At 60.1% G+C, this 23,685-nt stretch carries 20 protein-coding genes; 5 read left to right on the forward strand and 15 right to left on the reverse strand.

The window, feature by feature from the left end; translation table 11 throughout:
* Positions 1–68 precede the first annotated feature (68 nt).
* Positions 69–2,135, forward strand: a complete 2,067-nt coding sequence (gene treS / locus ACSAMW_RS01600) for a maltose alpha-D-glucosyltransferase (protein WP_500592358.1) — start codon at positions 69–71, stop codon at positions 2,133–2,135.
* Between the two features lie 152 nt (positions 2,136–2,287).
* Here treS and tkt read toward each other — a convergent pair whose 3' ends face one another.
* The gene (tkt, locus tag ACSAMW_RS01605; protein WP_500592359.1) at positions 2,288–4,360 is read right to left on the reverse strand and encodes a transketolase; all 2,073 of its coding nucleotides are present in this window, start codon (positions 4,358–4,360) and stop codon (positions 2,288–2,290) included.
* Positions 4,361–4,495: 135 nt separating this feature from the next.
* Entirely contained in the window at positions 4,496–5,215 is a 720-nt protein-coding gene (locus ACSAMW_RS01610; RefSeq protein WP_168080908.1) for a pirin family protein, read from the reverse strand.
* 111 nt (positions 5,216–5,326) lie between these two features.
* Between ACSAMW_RS01610 and ACSAMW_RS01615 the strand changes: the two genes are divergently transcribed.
* A complete protein-coding gene (locus tag ACSAMW_RS01615) occupies positions 5,327–6,214 on the forward strand; it encodes a LysR family transcriptional regulator (RefSeq protein WP_500592360.1) in 888 nt (295 codons plus the stop codon).
* Here ACSAMW_RS01615 and ACSAMW_RS01620 read toward each other — a convergent pair.
* From ACSAMW_RS01620 to ACSAMW_RS01655, 8 genes are all read right to left on the reverse strand, one after another.
* A complete protein-coding gene (locus ACSAMW_RS01620) occupies positions 6,209–7,387 on the reverse strand; it encodes an MFS transporter (protein ID WP_500592361.1) in 1,179 nt (392 codons plus the stop codon). The genes ACSAMW_RS01615 and ACSAMW_RS01620 overlap by 6 nt on opposite strands.
* A 59-nt stretch (positions 7,388–7,446) precedes the next feature.
* The gene (locus ACSAMW_RS01625; protein ID WP_500592362.1) at positions 7,447–9,033 is read right to left on the reverse strand and encodes an ABC transporter ATP-binding protein; all 1,587 of its coding nucleotides are present in this window, start codon (positions 9,031–9,033) and stop codon (positions 7,447–7,449) included.
* A gap of 13 nt (positions 9,034–9,046) precedes the next feature.
* Positions 9,047–10,069, reverse strand: a complete 1,023-nt coding sequence (locus ACSAMW_RS01630; RefSeq protein WP_500592363.1) for an ABC transporter permease — start codon at positions 10,067–10,069, stop codon at positions 9,047–9,049.
* Positions 10,066–11,124 (reverse strand): microcin C ABC transporter permease YejB, encoded by a 1,059-nt coding sequence (locus ACSAMW_RS01635; protein WP_500592364.1) that lies wholly within the window; start codon positions 11,122–11,124, stop codon positions 10,066–10,068. Before ACSAMW_RS01635 ends, ACSAMW_RS01630 begins: the two co-directional genes overlap by 4 nt.
* Positions 11,121–12,959 (reverse strand): extracellular solute-binding protein, encoded by a 1,839-nt coding sequence (locus ACSAMW_RS01640; protein ID WP_500592365.1) that lies wholly within the window; start codon positions 12,957–12,959, stop codon positions 11,121–11,123. Before ACSAMW_RS01640 ends, ACSAMW_RS01635 begins: the two co-directional genes overlap by 4 nt.
* A gap of 108 nt (positions 12,960–13,067) precedes the next feature.
* A complete protein-coding gene (locus tag ACSAMW_RS01645; RefSeq protein ID WP_003417019.1) occupies positions 13,068–13,349 on the reverse strand; it encodes a peptidylprolyl isomerase in 282 nt (93 codons plus the stop codon).
* Between the two features lie 69 nt (positions 13,350–13,418).
* The gene (locus tag ACSAMW_RS01650) at positions 13,419–14,498 is read right to left on the reverse strand and encodes a 3-deoxy-7-phosphoheptulonate synthase (RefSeq protein WP_500592366.1); all 1,080 of its coding nucleotides are present in this window, start codon (positions 14,496–14,498) and stop codon (positions 13,419–13,421) included.
* A 26-nt stretch (positions 14,499–14,524) separates the two neighbouring features.
* On the reverse strand, positions 14,525–14,689 hold the full coding sequence (locus tag ACSAMW_RS01655; RefSeq protein WP_500592367.1) for a hypothetical protein: 165 nt from the start codon (positions 14,687–14,689) through the stop codon (positions 14,525–14,527).
* 343 nt (positions 14,690–15,032) lie between these two features.
* On the opposite strand from ACSAMW_RS01655, the gene ACSAMW_RS01660 reads away from it, so the two are divergent.
* Complete coding sequence (locus ACSAMW_RS01660) at positions 15,033–15,476, forward strand: GNAT family N-acetyltransferase (protein ID WP_500593936.1); 444 nt, start codon at positions 15,033–15,035, stop codon at positions 15,474–15,476.
* A gap of 212 nt (positions 15,477–15,688) precedes the next feature.
* Complete coding sequence (locus ACSAMW_RS01665; RefSeq protein ID WP_500592368.1) at positions 15,689–17,776, forward strand: putative bifunctional diguanylate cyclase/phosphodiesterase; 2,088 nt, start codon at positions 15,689–15,691, stop codon at positions 17,774–17,776.
* Between the two features lie 57 nt (positions 17,777–17,833).
* On the opposite strand, the gene ACSAMW_RS01670 is transcribed toward ACSAMW_RS01665, so the two are convergent.
* Positions 17,834–19,219: an MFS transporter gene (locus ACSAMW_RS01670; protein ID WP_500592369.1), complete on the reverse strand. Its 1,386-nt coding sequence runs from the start codon at positions 19,217–19,219 to the stop codon at positions 17,834–17,836.
* 241 nt (positions 19,220–19,460) lie between these two features.
* Here ACSAMW_RS01670 and ACSAMW_RS01675 point away from each other — a divergent pair, with 241 nt between their 5' ends.
* The gene (locus ACSAMW_RS01675) at positions 19,461–19,958 is read left to right on the forward strand and encodes an MgtC/SapB family protein (RefSeq protein ID WP_168080928.1); all 498 of its coding nucleotides are present in this window, start codon (positions 19,461–19,463) and stop codon (positions 19,956–19,958) included.
* Between the two features lie 5 nt (positions 19,959–19,963).
* On the opposite strand, the gene ACSAMW_RS01680 is transcribed toward ACSAMW_RS01675, so the two are convergent.
* From ACSAMW_RS01680 to ACSAMW_RS01695, 4 genes are all read right to left on the reverse strand, one after another.
* On the reverse strand, positions 19,964–20,758 hold the full coding sequence (locus ACSAMW_RS01680) for a class I SAM-dependent methyltransferase (protein ID WP_500592370.1): 795 nt from the start codon (positions 20,756–20,758) through the stop codon (positions 19,964–19,966).
* 118 nt (positions 20,759–20,876) lie between these two features.
* Complete coding sequence (locus ACSAMW_RS01685) at positions 20,877–21,797, reverse strand: AraC family transcriptional regulator (RefSeq protein ID WP_500592371.1); 921 nt, start codon at positions 21,795–21,797, stop codon at positions 20,877–20,879.
* A 98-nt stretch (positions 21,798–21,895) separates the two neighbouring features.
* On the reverse strand, positions 21,896–22,789 hold the full coding sequence (locus ACSAMW_RS01690) for a MurR/RpiR family transcriptional regulator (RefSeq protein ID WP_500592372.1): 894 nt from the start codon (positions 22,787–22,789) through the stop codon (positions 21,896–21,898).
* A 433-nt stretch (positions 22,790–23,222) separates the two neighbouring features.
* Positions 23,223–23,612, reverse strand: a complete 390-nt coding sequence (locus tag ACSAMW_RS01695; RefSeq protein WP_500592373.1) for a response regulator — start codon at positions 23,610–23,612, stop codon at positions 23,223–23,225.
* Between the last annotated feature and the right edge of the window lie 73 nt (positions 23,613–23,685).

Raw genomic sequence — 23,685 nt, forward strand, 5'->3', positions numbered from 1 at the left:
CAGCCCCGATGCAACGTTCGTCGTGCCTCGCACTCTGAACCTAATCCACTGCAACGGAAGGTACCTCTATGACCACCACCCCCGATCCGGATCACGTGCGCTGGCTGGTGGAGCATTCCATGCTCAACGCCGCCAAACAGCGTGCAAAGCTGTATTCGGGCCAGGCCCGTTTATGGCAGCGGCCGTTCGCCCAGGCCCGTCCGCGGGATGCTACTGCCATTGCGTCGGTTTGGTTCACGGCCTACCCCGCCTCCATCGTGACCCGCGAGGGCGGCTCGGTGTTGCAGGCGCTGGGCGATGAAACCCTGTGGCATGCGCTGTCTGAGATTGGCATTCAGGGCATTCATAACGGTCCGCTCAAGCTCTCAGGTGGGCTTCGTGGGCGCACCCACACACCCACCATTGACGGCAACTTTGACCGTATCAGCTTTGAGATCGACCCCTCGCTAGGCACAGAGGCTGAACTGGTAGGGCTGGCGCGCCTGGCTGCAGCCCACAACGCCGTAGTGATCGAGGACGCAATTCCCTCTCATACGGGCAAAGGCGCAGACTGGCGCCTGGCGGAGATGGCCTATGAAGAATACCCCGGCCTGTTCCACATGGTGGAAATACGGGAAGAGGATTGGGCCCTGTTACCTGAGGTGCCGGCAGGCCGTGACGCTGTGAACCTATCGCCTGCCCTGGTAGACACCCTGCGAGACAAGCACTACATCGTAGGGCAGCTACAGCGGGTGATCTTCTTCGAGCCAGGGGTGAAAGAAACCGACTGGAGCGCCACGCCTGTTATCGTGGGTGTAGACGGCAAGGCACGGCGTTGGGTGTACCTGCACTACTTCAAGGAAGGGCAGCCCTCGCTGAACTGGCTAGACCCCAGCTTTACCGCACAGCAAATGATTATTGGCGACGCCTTGCACGCCATCGACGTGGTGGGCGCTCGTGTGCTGCGCCTGGATGCCAACGGCTTCCTAGGGGTGGAGCGCCGGCCAGAAGGCAATGCCTGGTCCGAAAGCCACCCGCTGTCGGTCAATGGCAACCAGCTGCTGGGGGGCGCCATTCGCAAGGCCGGCGGCTTCAGTTTCCAGGAGCTGAACCTTACCATCGATGACATTGCGGCCATGTCCCATGGCGGGGCTGACCTGTCCTACGACTTTATCACCCGGCCGGCCTACCAGCATGCGTTGCTCACAGGCCGCACGGAGTTCCTGCGGCTGATGCTCAAGGAAATGCATCGTTTCAACGTAGATCCTGCCTCCTTGATCCATGCCTTGCAGAACCACGATGAGCTGACGCTGGAGCTGGTGCACTTCTGGACGCTGCATGCCCATGACCAGTTCATGTACCAAGGGCAGACATTCCCCGGCAACATCCTTCGTGAGCACATCCGTGAAGAGATGTACGAGCGGCTGGCGGGTGAACACGCCCCTTACAACCTCAAGTTTGTGACCAACGGCGTGTCTTGCACAACGGCCAGTATCATCACTGCCGCCTTGGGCATTCGTGACCTGGATACCCTCACAGCAGAGGACATTCAGCGCATCCAGCACATTCACCTGCTGCTAGTGATGTACAACGCCATGCAACCGGGCGTGTTTGCCTTGTCCGGCTGGGACTTGGCGGGTGCTTTGCCGTTGCCAGCCGATCAGGTAGCCCACCTGATGGAAGACGGCGATACGCGCTGGATTCACCGAGGGGGTTATGACCTGGTCGATCTGGACCCGACTGCAACGGTGTCCACGGGCGGCATGCCTAAGGCCCGCAGCCTGTACGGCAGCATCGTGGACCAGCTGCAACGCCCGGATTCCTTCGCCTCCCAGCTCAAGAAGATTCTCTCGGTACGCCGTGCCTACGACATCGCGGCCAGCAAGCAGATTCTGGTGCCCGACACCGAGCATCCCTCGTTGCTCATCATGGTGCATGAGCTGCCGGCTGGCCGGGGCACACAGATTACGGCGTTGAATTTCGGCAGTGAGTCGCTGGTGGAAACCTTGCACCTGCCAGGCATTGCACCGGGACCGGTGGTGGACATCATCAACGAGCGAGTGGAAGGAGACTTGAGCGAAGGCGGCGCCTTTACCATCTCGCTTGATCCGTACGAAGGGTTGGCGTTGCGTGTAGTCAGTGCGTCGCTGCCCTGATCGGCCTTAAACACTATCGCTGTAGGGCCGGCCGAAGCCAGTGGCTGAGGCCGGGAACCTAGAGCATGGAGGTTGCAGCGGTACGACGACTGTCCATTCGCCCGCTGCCGCTGCGCGAGCTCCCACAGGGAATTCGCGCAGGGTGCAGAGGTTTACCCGATCTGTTCCTTGGCCAGCTTCACCACGTTATCCACGGTGAAGCCGTATTTGGCCTGCAGCTTTCCGATGGGCGCCGAGGCGCCAAATGTGCTCATCACCACTTTTGCACCGGTATTGCCCACATAACGGTCCCAACCCATGGGGCCTGCCTGTTCGATGGCGACCCTCGCCGTAAGCGAAGGCGGCAATACACTGTCCTTATAGGCCTTGTCCTGTTCTTCGAACAATTCCCAGCACGGCAAGGACACCACGCGGCTGTCGACACCCTGGGCCTTAAGCTGCTCGTAAGCCTCCACGGCCAGGCTCAATTCACTGCCCGTTGCCAGCAGGATCACCTTAGGGGCAGGGCTGTCTGCCAATACGTAGCCGCCCTTGGCCACGTTGTCAGCACTGGCGAAGCGTTCACGGTCGAGGGTAGGCAGAGGTTGGCGGCTGAGAATGATGCAGGAGGGCCTATGGGTCTGCTGCAATGCCACTTTCCAGGCCTGGGCTGTTTCATTGGCATCACCGGGGCGCAGGGTCAATACCCCAGGTGTTGCCCGTAGCTGGGCCAGTTGCTCAATGGGTTGGTGAGTAGGGCCGTCTTCACCCACCCCAATGGAGTCATGGGTGAACACGAACACTACCGGCACTTCCATGATCGCGGCCAGGCGAATGGGCGGCTTCATGTAGTCGCTAAACACCAGGAAGGTGGAGGTGTAAGGGCGCACATAACACAGCGCCATCCCGTTAGCGATGGCGCCCATGGCATGCTCGCGCACCCCGAAGTGCAGGTTGCGGCCGGCATAGTGCCCAGCCTGGAAGCTGCCCGCGCCTTCAAACGTCAGGTTGGTTTTGGTGGAAGGTGAAAGGTCAGCCGAGCCCCCCAGCAGCCAGGGGATACGCTGAGCGTAAGCATTAAGCACCTTGCCGCCAGACTGGCGGCTGGCTACGCCCTTGGCGTCTGTGGGGAATGGTTCGATGGCCGCGTCCCAGCCTTCAGGCATCTCTCCAGCGCGCATGCGCTTCAGATCCTCAGCCAAGGCAGGCGCTTGTTGCTGGAGGGCAGCCAGGCTGGCCTCCCAGGCCTCGTAAGTGCTTTGGTTGCGCTCGATGAGCAGCGCCTCAAGCCAGCCCTTGGCATCGTCTGGCACGCTGAACTGTGCATCAGGGTTCCAGCCATAGGCGGTCTTGGCCAGGCGAATTTCATCTTCCCCCAAAGGCTCGCCATGGGCAGCTGCTGTGTTGTGTTTGTTGGGGGCGCCGTAGCCGATCACGCTGTCCACCACGATCAACAGCGGTGCGTCGCCTTTTCCATCAAACCCTTCCAGGGCGTTTGCCAACGCTGCCGTGTCGTTGGCGTCTGTGACGTGTACAGTCTTCCAGCCATAGCCCTGGAACCGGGTGATGACGTTCTCGCTGAACGCCAACTCGGTGTGCCCTTCAATGCTGATGGTGTTGTTGTCGTACAGCCAGCACAGGTTGCCCAGTTTCAGGTGGCCCGCCAGAGAAGCCGCTTCACTGCTGACCCCCTCCATCATGTCGCCGTCACCGCAGATCGCGAACACCCGGTAATCGAACAACGTGCCGGAAGGGCGGTTGAAACGCTCGCCCAGCCAATGGCCAGCCATGGCCATGCCCACACTGTTGGCACAGCCCTGGCCCAGGGGGCCTGTGGTGGTCTCAACCCCTGTGGTCATGCGGTATTCAGGGTGCCCTGGGGTTTTGGACGACATCTGGCGGAATTGCTTGATGTCTTCCAGGCTCACGGCAGGCTGCCCCGTGGGCTTGCCATCGGCATCGATCTCTACTACCCCGGCCAGGTGCAGAAGGGAGTACAGCAGCATGGACGCATGCCCAGCTGACAGCACAAAGCGGTCGCGGTTAGGCCAATCGGGATGTTTGGGGTGATAGCGCAGGAAGCGGCTCCACAAGGTATAGCCCACCGGCGCGAGGGCCATGGGCGTGCCCGGGTGGCCAGAGTTGGCCTTTTGCACGGCGTCCATGCTCAGGGTGCGAATGGTGTCGGTGCTCAGGCGGTCGCGTGCTTCGCGATCAGCAGGTGACAGGGTGGAGGGTACTTGCATGGTTTGGGTCCTTGGTCGACGATGAGTCGATTAGCGGACCGGCCTACGGCCGGCTCCGTAACCGTGCTGGTTATGAAGCTGACCGCAGTTAGCCTGTCGAGTTGCTTTGCTGTGCGGGTGGGCGTATGGACCGAGTTACAGGCCTGGTAATTCGTTGGGCCTTAGGTCGAACACCAGTACCTCAGCGTTCTGGCCATCGGTCAGGGTTAGGGTGCGTTCATTTCGCACCCGCACGCCGTCACCTTCGACCAGTACCTGCCCGTTGAGGGTCACGCTGCCTTGGGCGACGTGCACATAAGCGTAACGCTCTTCGGCCAGTGTCAGCTCGGCGCGTTCATCCCCTTGGAATAGCCCCGCATACACGCGCGCGTCTTGACGCACAGTCAGGGAACCCTCTGCGCCTTCTGGCGAAATGATCAGGCGCAAGCGGCCGCGTTTTTCCTGAGGCGTGAAGTGTTGCTGCTGGTAACGAGGGGCAGCACCTTGCTCAGACGGTACGATCCAGATCTGCAAAAAATGCACGGGCGCGCTGGCCGAGTGATTAAATTCGCTATGGGTGACGCCGGTGCCAGCACTCATCAGCTGCACGTCGCCCGGGCGTATCACCGAACCTGTACCCAGGCTGTCTTCGTGGGCCAGTTCGCCTTCCAGTACGTATGAAAAAATCTCCATGTCCCGGTGAGGGTGTTGGCCAAAGCCTCTGGCCGGTGCCACGCGATCATCGTTAATGACCAGCAGGTCCGAGAAACCCTGTTCACGTGGGTTGCGGTAGGACGCGAAGGAAAAGGTGTGAAAAGACTTGAGCCAACCGTGGTCAGCCACGCCGCGGTCGCTGGATTTTCGCAGTGCTAGCATGTTGGGCAACTCCAGTAGAGACAGTAGGGGCCATAGTACCGGTGTAGGTACGCTGTATTAAGCGGGCTAGCCGGGCAATACTGTCTCGCTCAGGTTGACAATGGTGCCCTTATGAACCCCTTCGAAGACATGCGGCTGTTCGCTCAAGTGCTGGAGTCCGGCAGCTTTACAGCGGCCGCCGACCAGTTGGGGGTATCCAAGCAACTCGTTAGTCGGCGCCTGATGCAACTGGAGGCAAGGCTGGGCGTGCGCCTGCTGAACCGCTCCACACGGCGCCTGGATGTAACACCCCTGGGCCAGGCGTACCATGAGGCAGCGCTTAGGCTGCTGAACGAAGTGGAGCAGGTCGAGCAAAGTATTGCCAGTGCCCAAGGCCAGCCCCGGGGAACGGTACGCCTTAGCGCCCCATTGTCCTTTGCAGTAGAGCACCTGGCCGGCTTGCTTCCGCTGTTCATGCAGCGCTACCCGCAGGTGACCGTGGAAGTGGACCTAAGCGACCGCTCCGTGGACCTGATCGCAGAAGGGTTTGACCTGGCGTTGCGCATTGGTGAGTTAGAGGATTCGAGCCTGATCGCCCGGCGTATCGGCCAGGTTGAACGGGTGTGGGTAGCAAGCCCCGATTACCTGGCCGCCCATGGCACCCCTGGCACGCCAGGTGATCTGGCCAGGCACGCCTGCCTGCCCTACGGTCACGGCCGCGTGTGCCAGTGGCGGTTCGAGCACAGGGGGCAGTCGCAGGTGATACAGGTGACCGGGCGTTTGCGCGCCAACAACGGCGAAGTACTGCGAGACGCTGCCATCAGTGGCCTGGGGATTACCTACCTGCCCTTGTTCATTGTCCGCGATGCACTGCAGGCAGGCCACCTGGTGCGCGTGCTGGATACCTACCGGCCAGCGGCCCTGGCCGTGTCAGCACTCTACCCGCAGCACCGGCAGGGCGCCCGTGCAGTGCAGGCGCTGGTGGAGTTTCTGAAGGCGCAGTTGCACAACGCCCTATGAACGCCGACGCCACCGCAGTGCAAAGATCGCCAGCCCTAGGGCAGGCAGTGCCATACCCAGCGCCACAATGCCGCCCCAACCGGCACGCTCGTACAGGCTGCTGGCAAACGCCGAGCCCAGTGCCCCGCCTATGAAAATGCTGGTCACGTATAGCCCGTTCAAGCGCGCGCGACTGCTGGCGTCCAGTTCATAAATGATGCGCTGGCCCGTGACCATGCTCATTTGCACGGCAAAGTCCAATACTAGCCCCGTGATAGCCAGCGCTATCACGCCTTTGGGCAACCACCCTAGCAGGAAGGCCAGCGGTGCCAGTACCAGAGCCAGCAAGGTGGCAGCCTGCCCATGGCCGGCGTCGGCCAGCCGCCCGGCAATGGGCGCCGCCACTGCACCAATGGCACCCACCAAGGCGAACACTGCGATCTGGGTCTGGCTAAGGCCGTACACCCGCGTCAACTCAACCGGCACCGTCGTCCAAAACAGGCTGAATGCGCCGAACATAAGGGCTTGGTAGAGTGCTCGCTCGCGAAGGGCGGGAAAACGTTTGAGCAGTTTTAGCATCGACAGCAGGAGTTCGCCGTAGCTGGCACTGTGGGCAGGCTGACGGCGTGGCAGGGTAAAGGCCAACAAGGCAAGGATCGCGACGCTTACGGCCGCGGCCACGATAAACACCGCCCGCCAGCCTAGGTGGTCCGCCACCACGCTGGCCACGGGCCGTGCCAGCAGAATACCCAGGATCAGGCCGCTCATGATGTTGCCCACTACACGGCCACGGCTGGCTTCGGGCGCCATGTGCGCTGCCATGGGAATCAGCATTTGCACGGCCACCGAGCTGAAGCCGATCAACAGTGAAATGGCCAGGAAAACGTCCGCTCGTACACTGAAGGCCGCCCCCAGCAGGCTGAGTGCCGACAGCACCACCGTGGCCAGGATCAACCGGCGGTTTTCGAGCAGGTCCGCCAGTGGCACCAACAGAAACAACCCCAAGGCATAGCCCACCTGGGTCAGGGACACCACCAGGCTGGCCCCGTGTGCCGACAGCCCAATGGCCGGTGCAATCAGCTCGATAATGGGCTGGCTGTAGTAGATATTGGCAACAATGGCGCCGCAGCAAAAGGCGAACAGCAGCACAAGCGCAGACGTGAGCGGTGGGTGTTCAGGGGTAGAGGCAGTCATGGCGGCATCCGGCGGTGGGCATAGGCCGCTAGCAACGGCGCGGTCGCTACTGTAGCGGTTCAGGGTAAGGGCGCCAAGGCAGAGGCTGCCAGCAATTCCTGGGTATAAGGGTGTTGCGGCGCTTCGAACACGGCGTGGCTGGGCCCCTGTTCTACCACTTGGCCATCCTTGAGCACGATGATGTCGTGGGCCAGTGCACGAATCACGGCCAGGTCGTGGCTGATGAAGAGGTAGGTCAGGCCATGGCGTTCCTGCAACTGGCGCAGCAGGGCAACCACTTGCTTTTGCACAGTGCGGTCCAGTGCGGACGTAGGCTCGTCAAGCAGGATAAGTGCCGGCTTGAGCACCAGCGCCCGGGCAATAGCAATGCGCTGGCGCTGGCCTCCTGAAAACTCATGGGGGTAACGGTGGCGGGTCTCTGGGTCCAGGCCCACGTCGCGCAGTGCCTGGGCGACCAGCTCATCACGCTGTTGGGCATTGGAACTCAGGTGCACTTCCAACCCCTCGGAAATGATCTGTGCCACAGACAGCCGGGGGCTGAGGCTGCCGTAAGGGTCTTGGAACACCACTTGCATTTTCTTGCGCCAGGGCCGCATCTGCGCCTGGTTGAGCGTGTGCAACGCCTGGCCCTCGAAGGTGACCTGGCCTTCAGCCTCGATCAACCGAAGGATGGCCTGCCCAAGGGTGGACTTGCCTGAGCCGGACTCACCCACGATGCCTAGGGTTTTGCCGCGTTGCACACTCAGGCTAACGCCGTCCACAGCCTTGATGTGCTGCCAGGGTTTGCGCAGCCAGCCACCGCCTAGTGCGTACCAGACTTTCAGGTCCTGCACCTTGAGCACGGCCTCGCGCGTGTCTCGTGGCAGGGCTTGGCCTGCAGGTTCGGCGTCCAGCAACAAACGGCTGTAAGGGTGCTGAGGGGCGTTGAACAGGTCCTCACAGGTGGCCTGTTCCACGATCTCGCCACCCCGCATCACGCACACGCGCTGGGCAATGCTGCGCACCAGGTTCAGGTCGTGACTGATCAGTAGCAATGCCATGCCGAGCCGCTTCTGCAAGGACTTGAGCAACGTCAGGATCTTGCGTTGCACCGTAACGTCCAGGGCGGTGGTGGGCTCGTCAGCGATCAGCACGTCCGGCTCGCACGCCAGGGCCATGGCGATCATCACCCGCTGACGTTGCCCACCAGACAGCTGGTGAGGATAGGCCTTGAGGCGCGACTCGGGATCGGCGATCCCGACCAGCCCCAGCAGCTCAAGAATCCGCGCCTTGGCCGCTTCTCCCGTGACGCCTCGGTGGACCAGCAGCGTTTCGCCAATCTGCCGTTGCACCGTGTGCAACGGGTTAAGCGACGTCATGGGCTCCTGGAAGATCATGGCAATGCGATTGCCACGAATCTCCCGCAGGGTCTGTACGTCGGCGCCCAGCAGTTCCCGGCCTTGGTAGCGAATACTGCCTTGGCTGTGGCAGGCATTGGCGGGCAGCAATTGCAAAATGGCGTTGGCCGTTACGGACTTGCCCGAGCCGGATTCGCCCACCAGCGCCAGGCATTCCCCTGGGTGGAGGCTCAGGGACAGGTTGCGCACCACGGGCTGGCCATTGAAGGCGATCCACAGGTCGCGAATATCGATCAAGGGTTCAGGCATGGCAGGTTCCGGTTCAGGCACGGGGGTCGAAAGCGTCGCGCAACGCTTCGCCAATAAACACCAGCAGGCAGAGAATCAGCGCCAGGGAAAAGAAAGCCGTGAGCCCTAGCCATGGCGCTTGCAGGTTCTGCTTGCCCTGGGCGATCAGCTCACCTAGCGAGGCACTGCCTGCAGGCATGCCGAAGCCCAGAAAGTCCAAGGCACTGAGCGTGGTGATGGCGCCGGTGAGAATAAAGGGCAAGTAGCTGAGGGTAGCGTTCATGGCGTTGGGCAAGATATGCCGCACGATGACCTTACGCGTTGGCAGCCCCAGCGCACGGGCGGCTTTTACGTACTCCAGGCTACGCCCCCGCAGAAATTCGGCACGCACCACATCCACCAGAGCCAGCCATGAAAACAGGGTCATGATCCCTAGCAGCCACCAGAAGCCCGGCTCCACGAAGCCTGACAGGATAATCAGCAGGTACAGCACTGGTAGCCCGGACCATACCTCCTGCAAACGCTGGCCGAACAGGTCCACCCACCCGCCGTAGTAGCCTTGCAAGGCACCAGCGGCTACCCCGATCAGCGCGCTGAGCACGGTCAACGCCACGGCGAACAGGATCGAGATTCGCGCCCCGTATAGCACCCGTGCCAGTACATCGCGGGCCTGGTCGTCGGTACCCAGCCAGTTCATCGTTGTAGGCGGGCTAGGGGCTGGCGTGGTGAGGTCGTAGTTGGGCGTGTCTGGGCCGAAGGCAATGGGTGGAAAAAGCATCCAGCCGCCCTGGGCTACAACCAACTGGCGAACGTAGTCACTGCGGTAGTCCGGTTGAAAAGGCAGCACACCGCCCAGCTGCTGCTCGGTATAACGCTTGAAGGCGGGAAAATAGTAATGACCAGCTGCTTTGAGCATCAGCGGCTTGTCATTGGCCACGTCTTCAGCCCCCAAGCACAGTACGAACAGGGCCGTGAACAACCACAAGGACCACCAGCCCCGGCGGTTATTTCGAAAGCGTTTCAGGCGCCGCTGCGCCAGCGGAGACAGGCGCATCACGTGTTCCTCGAAAAATCGATACGGGGGTCGACCAGGGTGTAGCACAGGTCCCCCACCAGCTTGATCAGCAGGCCGAACAGTGTGAACAGGAACAGTGAGCCGAAGACGACCGGGTAGTCGCGGGACACGGCGGCGTCATAACTCATGCGGCCTAGGCCATCGAGGGAGAAAATGACTTCCACCAGCAGCGAGCCGGCGAAAAATACGCTGATAAACGCCTGGGGCAGGCCGGCGACCACCAACAGCATGGCATTGCGCAGCACATGGCCGTACAGCACCCGTCGCTCGCTGACCCCTTTGGCACGTGCGGTGACCACATACTGTCGGGTGACCTCATTCAAAAAGGCGTTCTTGGTCAGGATGGTCAGGCTGGCGAAGCCTCCGATCACCAAAGAAAGGACGGGTAGCACCAGATGCCAGAAGTAGTCGGCCACTTTCCCTATAGCAGATAACGCATCGAAGTTTTCCGACACCAGGCCCCGTACCGGGAACCAGTTCAAGCCCGTGCCACCGCAAAACACGACGATCAGCAGCATGGCAAACAGGAAGGAGGGCATGGCATAGCCGACAATGACTGCGGTGCTGCTCCAGACGTCAAAAGGGCTACCATGGCGAACCGCCTTTTGGATGCCCAAGGGAATAGACACCAGGTAGGTGATGAGCGTGGCCCAGAAACCCAGCGACAGGGTCACTGGCATTTTTTCCAGTATCAGGTCAGTAACCTTGGCGCCGCGAAAGAAGCTGTTGCCGAAGTCGAACACGGCATAGTGCTTGAGCATCAGCCATAGCCGTTCCGGGGCGGGCTTGTCGAACCCGTACTGGCGCTCGATGGCCTGGATCATTTTCGGGTCCAGGCCACGGCTGGCGCGGGAACTGCCTTGCGCACTGTCGCCCCCTCCGCCCCCTGCGCCTGTGGCGCCTACGCCCTGCAACCTGGCAATGGCCTGCTCCACTGGCCCACCGGGCGCTGCCTGCACGATCACGAAATTCACCAGCAGAATAACAACCAGGGTAGGAATGATCAGCAACAGGCGTCGCAGGATATAGACGGTCATGGGCGCACCTTTTGCGCCATCTGCTCACTGGTCAACGCCGTGGGGCTGATCTCCCACCAGGTTTCTGGCGCTTCATCGTAGGCTGCCTGAACCTGGGGGATGCCGAACCGGTTCCACCACACCGTGGAGGTTCCCGGCGGGTAGTAATTGGGAATCCAGTAGTCGTTCCACTGCAGTACACGGTCCAGGGCGTGGGCATGGGTGACCATGTCGTCGAACGTGGTGGCTTTGACGACGCCTTCGATCAGCCGGTCCACAGCGGGGTCGCGCAGCACCATGTAGTTACCCGAGCCGGTGTCGGTCGCAGCAGCCGAACCGAAATAGTTGACCAGCTCTAGCCCTGGCGATGCCGATACCGGGTAGCCGGCGATAATCATGTCGTAGTCCCGGGCCATCAGCCGGTTCAGGTACTGGGACGGGTCGATGCGGCGGATCTGCAAATCGATCCCGATCTGTGCCAGCGTGCGCTTGTAAGGCAGCAGCAGGCGCTCGAGGCTGCTCTGGGTATTAAGGAAGGTGAACGTCAAAGGCTCGCCCTTGGCATTGACCAGCCGATCACCGTCCGGGTGCCACCCTGCGTCGGCCAGCAGCTGCAACGCCTGCAATTGCTTGTCCCTGATAAAGCCAGTGCCATCCGTTTTCGGGGCTTGGAACGCCGGCCCAAACACTTCATCCGGCACCTGGCCGCGCAGGGGTTCGAGCACTTGCAGCTCTGCTGGGGTAGGCGGCTGGGTCGCAGCCAGTGGGCTGTTTGAAAAAAAGCTTTGCTGGCGGATGTACATCTTGCGCATGAGTTGCCGGTTGCTCCACTCAAAGTCCCAGAGCAGGGCCAATGCCCGGCGCACACGCCTGTCCTGAAATATTGGGCGGGCCAGGTTGAACACGTAACCTTGGGCGGGCTGCAGGCCTTTTGGGGCCAGGTGCGCCCGTTGCAGGCGCCCGTCCTCCAAGGCAGGGCTGGCGTAGCCGATGGTGTACGCGGTGGCGGAGAACTCGCGGTTGTAGTCGAACCCACCGCCCCGCAGTACCTGACGGGCCACTTCGATGTCGCCGAAATACTCCACGCTGAAGGTGTCGAAGTTGTAAAGGCCGCGGCTGACGGGCAGGTCTTTGCCCCACCAGCTCGGGTTACGCTCAAACGTGATGCTGCGGCCGTTATCCACCTTACCTACGCGGTAAGGGCCGCTGCCCAAAGGCGCCTCGAAGCCGCCGCCACTGGCAAAATCCCGGCTTTTCCACCAGTGCTCGGGAAACACTGGCAAGGCCGCTACCTCCAGCGGCAGGGTACGACTGTCGCGGTTTTTAAAATCAAAACGCACCTGGCGTTCGCCCTCTACTACCACCTGAGCCACGTCCGCGAACTGTGCGCGGTAGCGCAGGCTGCCCTGGGTCATCAACAGGTTGAAACTGTAGCGCACGTCTTCAGCAGTGATGGGTGTATCGTCAGCGAAACGGGCACGGGGGTCGAGGTAAAAGCGAAGGCTCAGGCCGTCGTCGCTCAATTCCATGGCCTTGGCTATCAGGCCATAGACCGTGTAGGGCTCATCCAGGGAACGTGCGGCCAGGGGTGAGTACACCAGGCCGTCTACCTGTGAAACCCCAATGCCTGCGTCGATATAAGGCATCAGGTGATCGAACTGGCCAATGTCCGTAGCGGAGCGGCGAAAGCTGCCCCCCTTGGGGGCCTGAGGATTTACGTAGTCGAAGTGTTGAAACCCTGCAGCGTATTTGGGCGGTTCGCCATAAACTGTAAGGGCCGGCTGGGGAATGGCAAAGGCACAGGCCGAGGCCAGCAGGGCCAATGCCCCGCCTAACAGGTTGAAAACCGATTGCATTGGCTGCCTTGAGCGGGTTTGCAGAATGTCCGGCTGCCATCATGCACGTCCGCGCCTGGAAAAAAAACGGCTCGCACCAGGCGAACCGTTTTTTAATACTGCAAAGGGTCAGTCCTGGCGGCTGGTCACTTCCAGCAGGTGGTAGCCGAACTGGGTTTTCACCGGGCCTTGCACGGTGTTGACCGGTGCGCTGAATACCACGGTGTCGAATTCCTTGACCATCTGGCCTGGGCCAAAGGAGCCTAGGTCGCCACCTTGGCGGCTGGACGGGCAGCTGGAATTGGCCTTGGCAATTTCGGCGAAGTCTGCGCCGCCCTCGATCTGGGCTTTGAGTTCGTTGCACTTGTCTTCGCTGGATACCAGGATGTGACGTGCGGTGGCTTTGGCCATGGTACAGGTTCCTCCGTAAATGAACGCAACAGCCTACCCTGAGCCGGCCTTGCAGGCTAGCCCATGAAGTCAGGCTCGCCCGCAGGCTGCTCGCAGTGCAGCTTCGGTGGCTTCCCAGCCCAGGCAGCCATCGGTGACCGATACCCCATAGCGCAAGTCGCCCTCCAGGCGTTGAGCCCCTTCGAACAGATGGCTCTCAAGCATCACCCCTACCACGTCCCGGTTCCCGGCCCGCCTTTGACGCAGCACGTCCGCCAGCACCTCCGGCTGCAGCGCAGGGTTCTTGCCACTGTTGGCATGGCTGCAGTCTACGATTAGCCGAGGATTGACACCGGCGTTGAGCAATCGCAGGCGTGCGTGTGCCAGGTGCTGTTCGCTGTAGTTGGGGCCGCCATGGCCGCCACGCAGCACCAAGTGACAATCCCGGTTCCCTTCGCTGCGCAGGATGGCCGGATGGCCGTGCAAGTCCAGGCCGAAGTGACGGTGCGGGTGCGCCGCGCTGCGAATGGCATCGCACGCCACGGCCAAGCCGCCATCAGTGCCGTTCTTGAACCCTACGGGCAAAGACAGGCCACTGACCATCTCGCGGTGCACCTGGGATTCAGTTGTGCGCGCACCTACCGCCCCCCATGTCAGCAGGTCCTCGAAATAGGCGGTGGCCATGGGCTGCAGCAGCTCGCCGGCCAAGGGCAGGCCCAGTTCGGCCAAGCTCACCATCAGCTCCCGCGACAGGGTCAGGCCCAGCAACATGTCATCACTGCCGTCCAGGCGCGGGTCGTATAGGAGGCCCTTCCAGCCTACCGTAGTACGCGGCTTCTCAATGTAAGCCCGCATCACAATCAGCAGCTCGTCCTGCAAGGCGTCGGCCAGGGTGGCCAACCGCGCACCGTATTCAAGGGCGCTTTCAGGATCATGGAGGGAACAGGGGCCGGTAATCACCAGCAAGCGGGCGTCGCGGCCGTCGAGAATGTCACGCACTTGCTGGCGCTGATGCCCAATACGCGCCTGTAGCGAGGGGGTTGGGGGCAAGGCCTGCCGGAGTTCGAACGCCGTGGGCAGCCGCTGGCCGATACCTTGGCACGGTTCAACGGGAAGCAAAGGGGTAACGTGGGACGTGATGAGTTGCGAAGGGGTGACCTGGGTATTCATGTGCGATCCTTATCGCCCGCTGCGTGTCAGGCACGCAAGCGGTGAGTCGAGGGTGTTCGTAAGCGCCGGCTGGAGCGGGCAAGGGTTTCGCCACCTTGGGTGGACCGGTCGGAGGCGGCGGGCTGTACCGAACGGGGTTCGCTAAATCGCCAGGTGTAAGAGGAAACGCTGCGGTAGAGGGCGTAGTACATGGTGTGAACTCCAGACGTTACGGTTAAAAGTGCAAAGCCGAAAAAGCAAAACCCCCGATCGGAAGGCCGACCGGGGGTTTCGAAAAACGTTGCCAGGCGACCCAAGAGTGGGGCGCCTGTATCGGGGGATCAGGCGCGCATAGGGCTAAACCAATAGCCAAAATACGCATAGGCACGGGCACCAGGAGCACACACAGCTGCGCCGGCCAAAGAGGCAGGGCGAAGGGTCGTGTGCAAGGCGTGTGGCATGTTAGTGTCTCCTGAGGTGGGCTGGAGCTTACGTGAGCCTTGGCACGGCTGCAATGCCCACTGTGCCCGTACTGATGTTGCTGTGGAGCACACCATGGACCTGGAGTTTCTACCGGCAGGCGACGCTGAGCTTGCATTTGCGCGGAGCCTGGCGCGTTGCACCATGATGCCGTACTACACCCGCCACGGGCTGCTGTGGCGAGACATTGATTTCGACACTGGCTGGGGATGGCGAGAAAACTACCTGCTGCGCCGGGCCGCCTTGCCGGTGGGTTTCGTGAGCTTGAGCGCGGACCCGCGCGCCTTGTACATACGCGAATTGCACCTAGTGGAGCAAGCGCGGGGGCAGGGCGTAGGTGCAGCTGTGTTGGCTCATGCAACAGAGCTAGCGGCGGCGCGCCATTTGCCACGGCTGAGGCTCATGGTGTTCAAGGACAATCCGGCGCAGCGGCTTTATGCACGGATGGGGTTGCAGGTGGTGGGTGAAGAAGGTTGCTTCTGGCGGATGGAGCGATTATTGAGGCAACCCCCCGGATGATCACACCCGGCGCGCAGCCACATAAACATGTACAGCCAGGCTTATCATGTACGATTCTTAACGTTTATGCAGCTATTCGGCACCTGGCTGGTGGCTTTATGATACTAGCACGCATTGCGCTTCACGGCCTAGGTGTGCCTTCCACACGTTAGTCTCTGTTCCCTTCATGAGGGACTGCGAGGTTTTCCAATCGAGATTGTCTGGTAGACCCTATGCTCATTGGAACCTATTCTGCTCCTTTGGTCGCCGTGTCATGCCTGGTCGCGATACTGGCTGCTTATACGGCACTCGACCTGGCGGGGCGCATCTCCAGTGCCCGTGGCCGGTCTGTGCACCTCTGGATGGCAGGCGGTTCTCTGGCCATGGGCATAGGCATCTGGTCGATGCATTTTATCGGCATGCTAGCCTTCGAGTTACCGATCCAATTGGGCTATGACCTAGCGCTCACGGTCTTGTCGTTACTCATTGCCGTCGGCAGCGCAGGTTTCGCATTGTGGCTGACAAGTCGTGCCACCTTGCCTTGGCCGCGCCTGGCCGTTGGCGCAGTGGTACTGGGCGCAGGCATCGCCGGTATGCATTACACAGGCATGGCGGCCATGCGGCTGTCTCCAGGCATTACCTATGACGCGGCTCTGCTTGCAGCCTCATTGTTGATAGCCATAGGTGCGTCTGCGGTGGCCTTGATCATCGCTTATCGGCTGCGCCGTCACATGCCCTATGTGCGTGTGGCTCGTGCCGGGGCGGCCGTGGTGCTGGGTCTGGCCATCATTGGGATGCATTACACCGGCATGGCTGCGGCGCGTTTTCCCATGGGCAGCCTGTGCGGCGCCCTTGAGGGATTGAGCCTCACTGGGGACGGCCTGGTTTACCTGGTAATCGTGACCACGCTTTCAGTACTGGCCATTGCCTTGCTGACGTCAGTATTAGACGCACGCCTGGAGGCGCGAACTGCCGACCTTGCTCTCTCATTGACGGCGGCCAACCGGCAACTCACTCGCCTGGCCTTGCATGACAACCTGACTGGCTTGCCAAACCGGATTTTGCTGAGCGACCGTATCGCACAAGCCATGCAACAGGCTCACCAGCATGCCACGTGCTTCGCCCTGATGTTCATCAACCTGGACGGGTTCAAGCCTATCAACGATGCGTTTGGTCATCACATGGGCGACCAGCTGTTGCTGGCGGTCACCAGGCGACTGTGCGCTGGCCTGTCCGCACAGGCTACCTTGGCACGTATGGGCGCAGACGAGTTTGTGCTGCTAGTTCCGCTACGGCGTGCAGGGGACGCAGTGGCAGTAGCTGCAGCGCAAGTGCTGTTGCTGGCCGAGCCTTTCTGGGTGAGCGAACACAGCTTGCGGGTGTCGGCCAGCATAGGTGTGGCGCTGTATCCCGGTGGCGGGTCTGACCCGCATCAATTGCTGGTCAATGCTGACGCGGCCATGTACCACGCCAAACACAATGGCAAGAACATGTACTGTTTTTTTGACGCATCTATGAACAGTAACGCACGCCGCCAACTCGACTTGATCCAGGACTTGCGCACGGCCTCGGCGCGGGGTGAATTTCGCTTGTTTTATCAACCCAAGTTCGATGCCATAAGTGGAAATGCCGTGGGCGCCGAAGCCTTGCTGCGCTGGCAACACCCGCAACTAGGTTTGCTGGCTCCCGATGCTTTTATCGACCTGGCCGAAAAGACCGGCCTGATCGTCTCCATCGGCGAATGGGTGCTGGGCGAAGCCTGTCGGCAGATGGCCGAGTGGTATCGATTGGGCTATACGCAATGGCGTATGGCGGTCAACCTGTCGGCCGTGCAGTTCGGGTATGGTGGGCTGGTAGACAGCGTGGCGCACGCGCTGGCCAGCAGCAGCCTTTGCGCGCGCAACCTCACCCTGGAAATCACGGAAACCACGGCTATGCAGAACGTAGAAGCCAGCATGGCCATCCTGCAACAGCTGGCTGATAGGGAGGTAGATATTGCGATCGACGATTTCGGCACCGGCTATTCGAGCCTGATGTACCTCAAGCGGCTTCCTGCCAGCGAGCTGAAAATCGATCGAGGGTTTGTGCGTGACCTTCACCAGGGCAGTGAGGACGCAGCGATCGTGTCTGCCATTGTAGCGGTTGGGCAGGCACTGGGCTTGCGCATTGTGGCCGAAGGGGTAGAAACGGAGGCGCAGCGAGCGTTTCTGACCCGCTTGGGATGTGATTCGCTTCAAGGCCACCTGCTGGGGCGACCCCTTCCAGCAGACGCGTTCATTGCCCATGTTCGGTCCGTAGCCCCCCGCGCTGCGCACGTGTGAGCCGTACAATGAAACGCCGGGTAGTTCCCGGCGTTTCAACACGTTGCACGTTAAGTGTCAGACCGGCGGGGCGGCCTGGGCACGCATGGCGTCGTAGTCGCGTTTTTCAAGCGGTACGGCATTGCGCTTTCCCAGTTCCTCCATAGGAATGCGGTAGGTTTCCCGCGCTGTGTAGGCCGCCAGTGCTGCAACAGCCGTGACAGCAAAGGCAATGCTGCCCACGGTCAAGGGAATATTATCTGACCCAGGAGGCGCCACGGCTGCGAACAAGGCAGGAAGCAGCGCCGTGATCATCGTCCCTACGTTCTGGGAAATGGCCATCGCAGAGACCCGATAGCGTGTCTGGAACAGCTCAGGATAAAAGCTTGGGAACACAGCGTTGTAACCTTGATACACCACTCCCCACATCAGCAGCGACATGCCGAACGCCAGCGGTACGCTGTGAATACTGATGGCATAGAGGTAACCAAAGGACAGCAACCCTGCGCCTAACGCGCCACCGATGATCATCGGGCGACGGCCTACTTTGTCTGACCAGTTGCCTACAAAAGGGATCACCAGCACGGCAACCAAGTTGCCTACCACAGGAATCCACAAGTAAACGCTCTTGGAAAAGCCGATGCCGTAGGCCGGCTGAACGGCGTAGGCCGCGCCAAATACAGTCGCTACCACTGGGATGACGTTCATCAAGGCCATGCACATCACCAGGCCCATGTTCTGCCAGTTTTTCTGGAAGGCTTGCGCTATAGGTGACTTGGTCACTGCACCCTTGGTTTCAGCCTGCGTAAACGCAGGGGTCTCGTGTACTTCCCGGCGAATGATCACGCCGGCGATCAGTACCACAGCCGATAGCAGGAAAGGGATGCGCCAGCCCCAACTGTTGAACGCGTCATCCGGCATAAAGTACGCCAAAGGCAGGAAGATAGCTGCAGCGAAAATCTGCCCGGCCTGTACACCTTGCAACGTATAGCTGGCGTAGTAGCCGCGTCGCCCAAAGGGCGCATGTTCCATGATCATGGAGCTGGCTCCGGAGATCTCGCCAGCCACAGCGAAACCTTGTACCAGGCGCAAAATCACCAGCAACGTGGGTGCCAGGAACCCCACTTGGTTGTACGTGGGCAATAGCCCTACCGCCATAGTGGCGAAGCCCATCAGGAACATGCACATCAAGAGCACGTTCTTGCGCCCACGGGTGTCACCCAAATGGCCCAGTACCAGCGCACCGATGGGCCGGGCCACATAACCTACGCCATACGTCGCCAGCGACGCGACAATGGCAATCTTTGGGTCACTGGAGGGAAAGAAGATCTGCGGGAAGATCAGGGCTGCCGCTTGGGCATAGATGAAGAAATCGTAGTATTCCAGTGCAGAACCGACCCAGCCGCTGGCGGTCGCTTTTCTGGTCTGATGTGAACCTTGGGAATGAGTGTCATGGATGGCCATGGTTGTCTCCGTTGTTTTTATTATCACGCGGGCCGTCGTTACAATGCCGGGGGCAAAACTAACTGGGTGGTACAGGAATATCAGCCGCCCTATCAGGCGTCAATATTGCCTTGGCGGTAGCCTATGAATAAGTGCGATAACCGAACGGTAGGTTACTCAAGGTAGCGGCGCAAATGTGCACCTGATCGGGCACTTGCCCTCGCCGGTAGAGTCGAACCGCATCATTGTAACGGGTACTCGCATGAACGGGTGGAATGAAGTGGTAACGGCCTTGCAGGAAGAGTTCGCTGACATTGCCGATGTAGAGCAGTTGACCAAGGTCACGGCTCGGTTGCTGGTCGCAGCCTTGCTAGGCGGTATCCTGGGGTTTCAGCGGGAACAGAAAGGGAAGGCGGCTGGCGTGCGGACCCACATGCTGGTGTCTATCGGCGCTGCGCTGTTCGTGATGGTCCCGCAAATGGCGGGTTCAGAGGCCGATGCTTTAAGCCGGGTTGTGCAAGGCATTGTCGCAGGTATTGGTTTTCTGGGCGCCGGGACGATTCTGAAGGGTAGCCAGCTTAACACCCATGATGTAAAGGGGCTTACCACGGCTGCTGGCCTCTGGATGACGGCAGCCATCGGTACAGCTGCAGGGCTTGGCCGAGAGGCCACGGCAGTGCTTAGCACGGTATTGGCGTGGGGCGTGCTGTCACTGGGGCCTCTTATTGCGCAGCGCGTGGAAGAAAAAACAGAGCATTGAGTCGGTTAGGGCAGGATTTTCACCGTCCTTACCGCATGCGTTTCATAGGGCACGCTGACTTCCGCTTTGCCGGCCAGCTCGGGATGGTGTGCGATCAATTCGCGCACCTCGGCGATGATCCTGGCTTTTTCGTCCTCTGGGCGGGCCGCAATGAAGCTGATGGATTTTATCCGACGTACGATAACGTCCTCAGGGCTTCCAGTATGCAGGTGCTGCCAGGTGGCTTCCCTGAGGGGGGCATAGCCTCGCTTGATACCGTCCAGCAACGGCTCGCGCCAACGTTTATCGTAGTAGCGGGGCTGCTCACCGGCATAACGATTGACAATGTTGGCCAGCTCGCTGACCCACCCCACACGGGTGTCGCGCACGTTCCAGAACAGCCCCAGGTGCCCACCTGGCTTAAGCACACGATGGATCTCTGCCATGGCCTTCTCGCTGGCGAACAAATGAAAGGACTGGGCACAGATCACGGCATTCATGCTGCCGGAGGCGAGCGGCAGGTCTTCTGCAAAACCATCCAGTACAGGCACTGAGGGTACATTGCGTTCGAAACGTGCCCGCATGCTGGCTTCTGGCTCCACAGCAGTCACGTCGGCCCGGAGTTCAGCCAGCAGGCGCGTGAATTTGCCCGTCCCTGAGCCGAGGTCAAGTACCTTGGTCTGGTTCTTGATCTGCATTTCTTCAGCTAGCCACGTCTTGATAGCTGGTGGGTAGCCAGGGCGGCCTTGGTCATAGGTATCGGAAACCAAGCCAAAGCCTGGAAATTTGGGCAAATGAAGCAATTGGGCAACACTCTTCATGGTAGTCCCTCACGCAACTGGCTCAGGCGAGATGAGCATTCTGGCGCGCGCGCCGCAATGCCTATGATTAGCGTAGCTCACCCCTGACTACGCGAAGGGGCATTAGGGCCGCTTGTCGTTAACCCAGCGCAGATGCCTGAAGGTTTTGCTCGGTAAGCCTCTGTACGGCCAGGCGCCTGTAATCGCTGGGCGTCATACCTTTTAGCTGCTGGAAGCGACGGTTGAAGTTAGAGATATTATTGAAGCCGGACTCGAAACAGACGTCGGTGACAGGTGTGTGGCCATCGGCAAGCAGCTCGCAGGATTTGCTGATCCGCAACCGGTTCACAAACTCTACAAAGCTTCGCCCGGTGGACTGCTTGAACACGCGGGAGAAATAGGTCGGTTTCATGTTCAAGTGGTCCGCAACTTCCTCCAGGCACAATTCTCGACCATAGTGCGCAAAGATGTAGTCCACCGCGCGGTTGGTACGCTCCATATTACTGTCATCGGCAAGCGCTGCCGCACTGGTCGCAGACAGCAAGGCGTAGTCATGGGTGTTGGCAAGGGCTTCCATCAGCACCAGAAAATACCCCAGGCGGCTTACCCCGGTGGTTTGGGCGATCAATGCCATTAGCCGGTCCGCTTCAAGTATCAGGGCTTTGTCCTTGAACTCGATGCCGTAGCGGGCTCTGTCCAGCAGCGGGGCGAGGGTTTTCAGCTCGGCAAACACAGCATGAGCAGACTCGAACAGTACATCGGTGAAGTTCACTAGCATGTCCCGCTGAGGAAAATGCTGGCATTCCTCCACTTGGCTGATCCAGTTGTGAGGAAGGTTAGGCCCTGTAAGAAACAGGCTCCCAGGGGTGAAGTTGCCTATGTAATCACCAATGAAGACTTTCCCTGAACTGGCGGTGATCAGGTGCAGTTCATATTCCTTGTGAAAGTGCCACCTCACCAATGGGCAAGGAAACCCGTGCTGGCGATAGATAATGGACAACCCTTCATGGTCATCCATCAGCTCGTATGACGGGTCTGTGCTGCGGGCGGCTCTGATCATGACGCGGCCTGCTCGTTCTTGTGGTGCACCATAGTCGCCAATAGCAGGCAGGGTTGGCAACTCGTTCCGGGCCTGCGTTATAGCCTGTACCGCACACCTTAGCCTTTGATGGCCTTCATGCGAAGGCTGTTCATGGCCTCTTGTGCCTGCCGCATGGCTTGGCTTGCCTTGCCCTCACAGCGGTGACGAATGCTGGACGCTAGCGCTTCGATGACACTCAGGGCGCTCGCTGTGCTTTCACCCAGCACAGGATGATTGCCTGGTGCATATAGCGTAAAGCTCGCATGACGTGCCAAAGGTGAAGCGGGGGAGTCCGTGATCGCCAGTACCTGAGCTTTTCGCCCTAGGGCATACCGCGCCAAGGCAGTGACCTCATCGCTGTAGGGTGGCAAGGCAATTGCCAGCAGTACATCCGAGGGGCCAATACCGGCCAGGCGACAGGCCGCTGCTTCGCTGCCACCTTCGGTGCTGATAGACAGTATCTGATGGCACACCGGCAGGAAGGCCGTCGCCGCCAGCCCTGCCAAGTGGTGGCAAGGGCCGAACCCAAGGGTGTACAGGCGGTTGGCCTTGACCAAGGCTTCAGCCGTGCCGCTGAAGGTCGCTTCGGCATTGGCGGCCAAAGTAGCGTCCATGTTGCCTTTCGATACCCTCACTTGAAGGTCCAGGGCAAACGCGCCTCCGGGGCGCTGATGCAGTTCCTGTCGAACCTTGTCAGCAGGGGATATCAATGCCAGCAGGTTTTCAACCAACGCAGCCCTCAAGCCTGTAAAGCCTGCAAGATCTATGGCATGGGCGAGCCGATTCACGGCTGCCGTAGAGGCGCCGGTTGCCAAGGCGATTTCGTCGATGTTCATGGTTGCAGAGCGCATGGGGTTGCGCAGGATGAAGTCAGCCACCTTGCGTAGGGCAGGCTTGAGCGTCGGCGTAACGGTCACGAGCCTTCTCATGACCGGCGTGTCGTAAACCAGGCTGCCGGTGATATTTAACATGATCCTACCCTCGCTCATAAGGCTTGTATAAGAAAACTCCTACAGGAGTGTAGCCTGATAAAAATGGGGATCCAAGCAAATAGTGGTTGAAATTTGTGCTTATGTGACTGGTCAGTATCAATTTTGACTTTTGTGCATAGTTTCCGACAGAACATCGACACACTGAAAGTGCTCTTACAATCTTAATTCAGATAAAACGCTTTAAAATCAGCATGATGGATTTTAGGATCCTATACGAGTATTGGACTGTCGGGGGGATTTCCTCTTTTCTGAACAGCCAAAGGATTCAATGCCAGAGTTCTCTGGAGGTTTACTCGGCGCGCAAATAGAGAATAGGTTGGAACGAAAAGGGAAGGAGAGGGAGAGAGGCACACGGACAGCATCGGCTGTCCATGCGTTGTACAAGGTTTGTGGCGGTAGGGTTCGGTAGCGTTTATAGAGAGCGGGTAGAGCGCTCTACCAGCAAGGCATTCACCGTGTCGCGAAGGCTGTCGATGGTAAACGGCTTGCTCAGCAGCTGCGCACCGGCCGGAAGCTCCAGCGTATTGCCGTAGCCACTCGCAACCAGTACAGGAATATTTGGGCGCAGAAGCAGTGCTTCGCGGGCCAGGTCCAGGCCTGTACGGTCTGCGGCATCGCACAACCCTACGTCTGTCACCAGCAGGTCGACAGGGTTGTCACCTTGAAGCGCCGCCAAGGCCGGGTCCCACCCATCGGCCTCCAATACTTGGAAATCGAGCTCTTCAAGCACGTCCACCATCAGCATGCGAACGATATCATCGTCCTCGACCACGAGGATGGTAGGGGTGTCGGATGAAGACATGGATACATTCCGTAGGTTAGGTAAGGTGCAGGCGACGCAATCAGGGGCAATGGCCTATGAGCCTGGACATTGT

The organism is Pseudomonas sp. AB39(2026) (assembly GCF_059831485.1).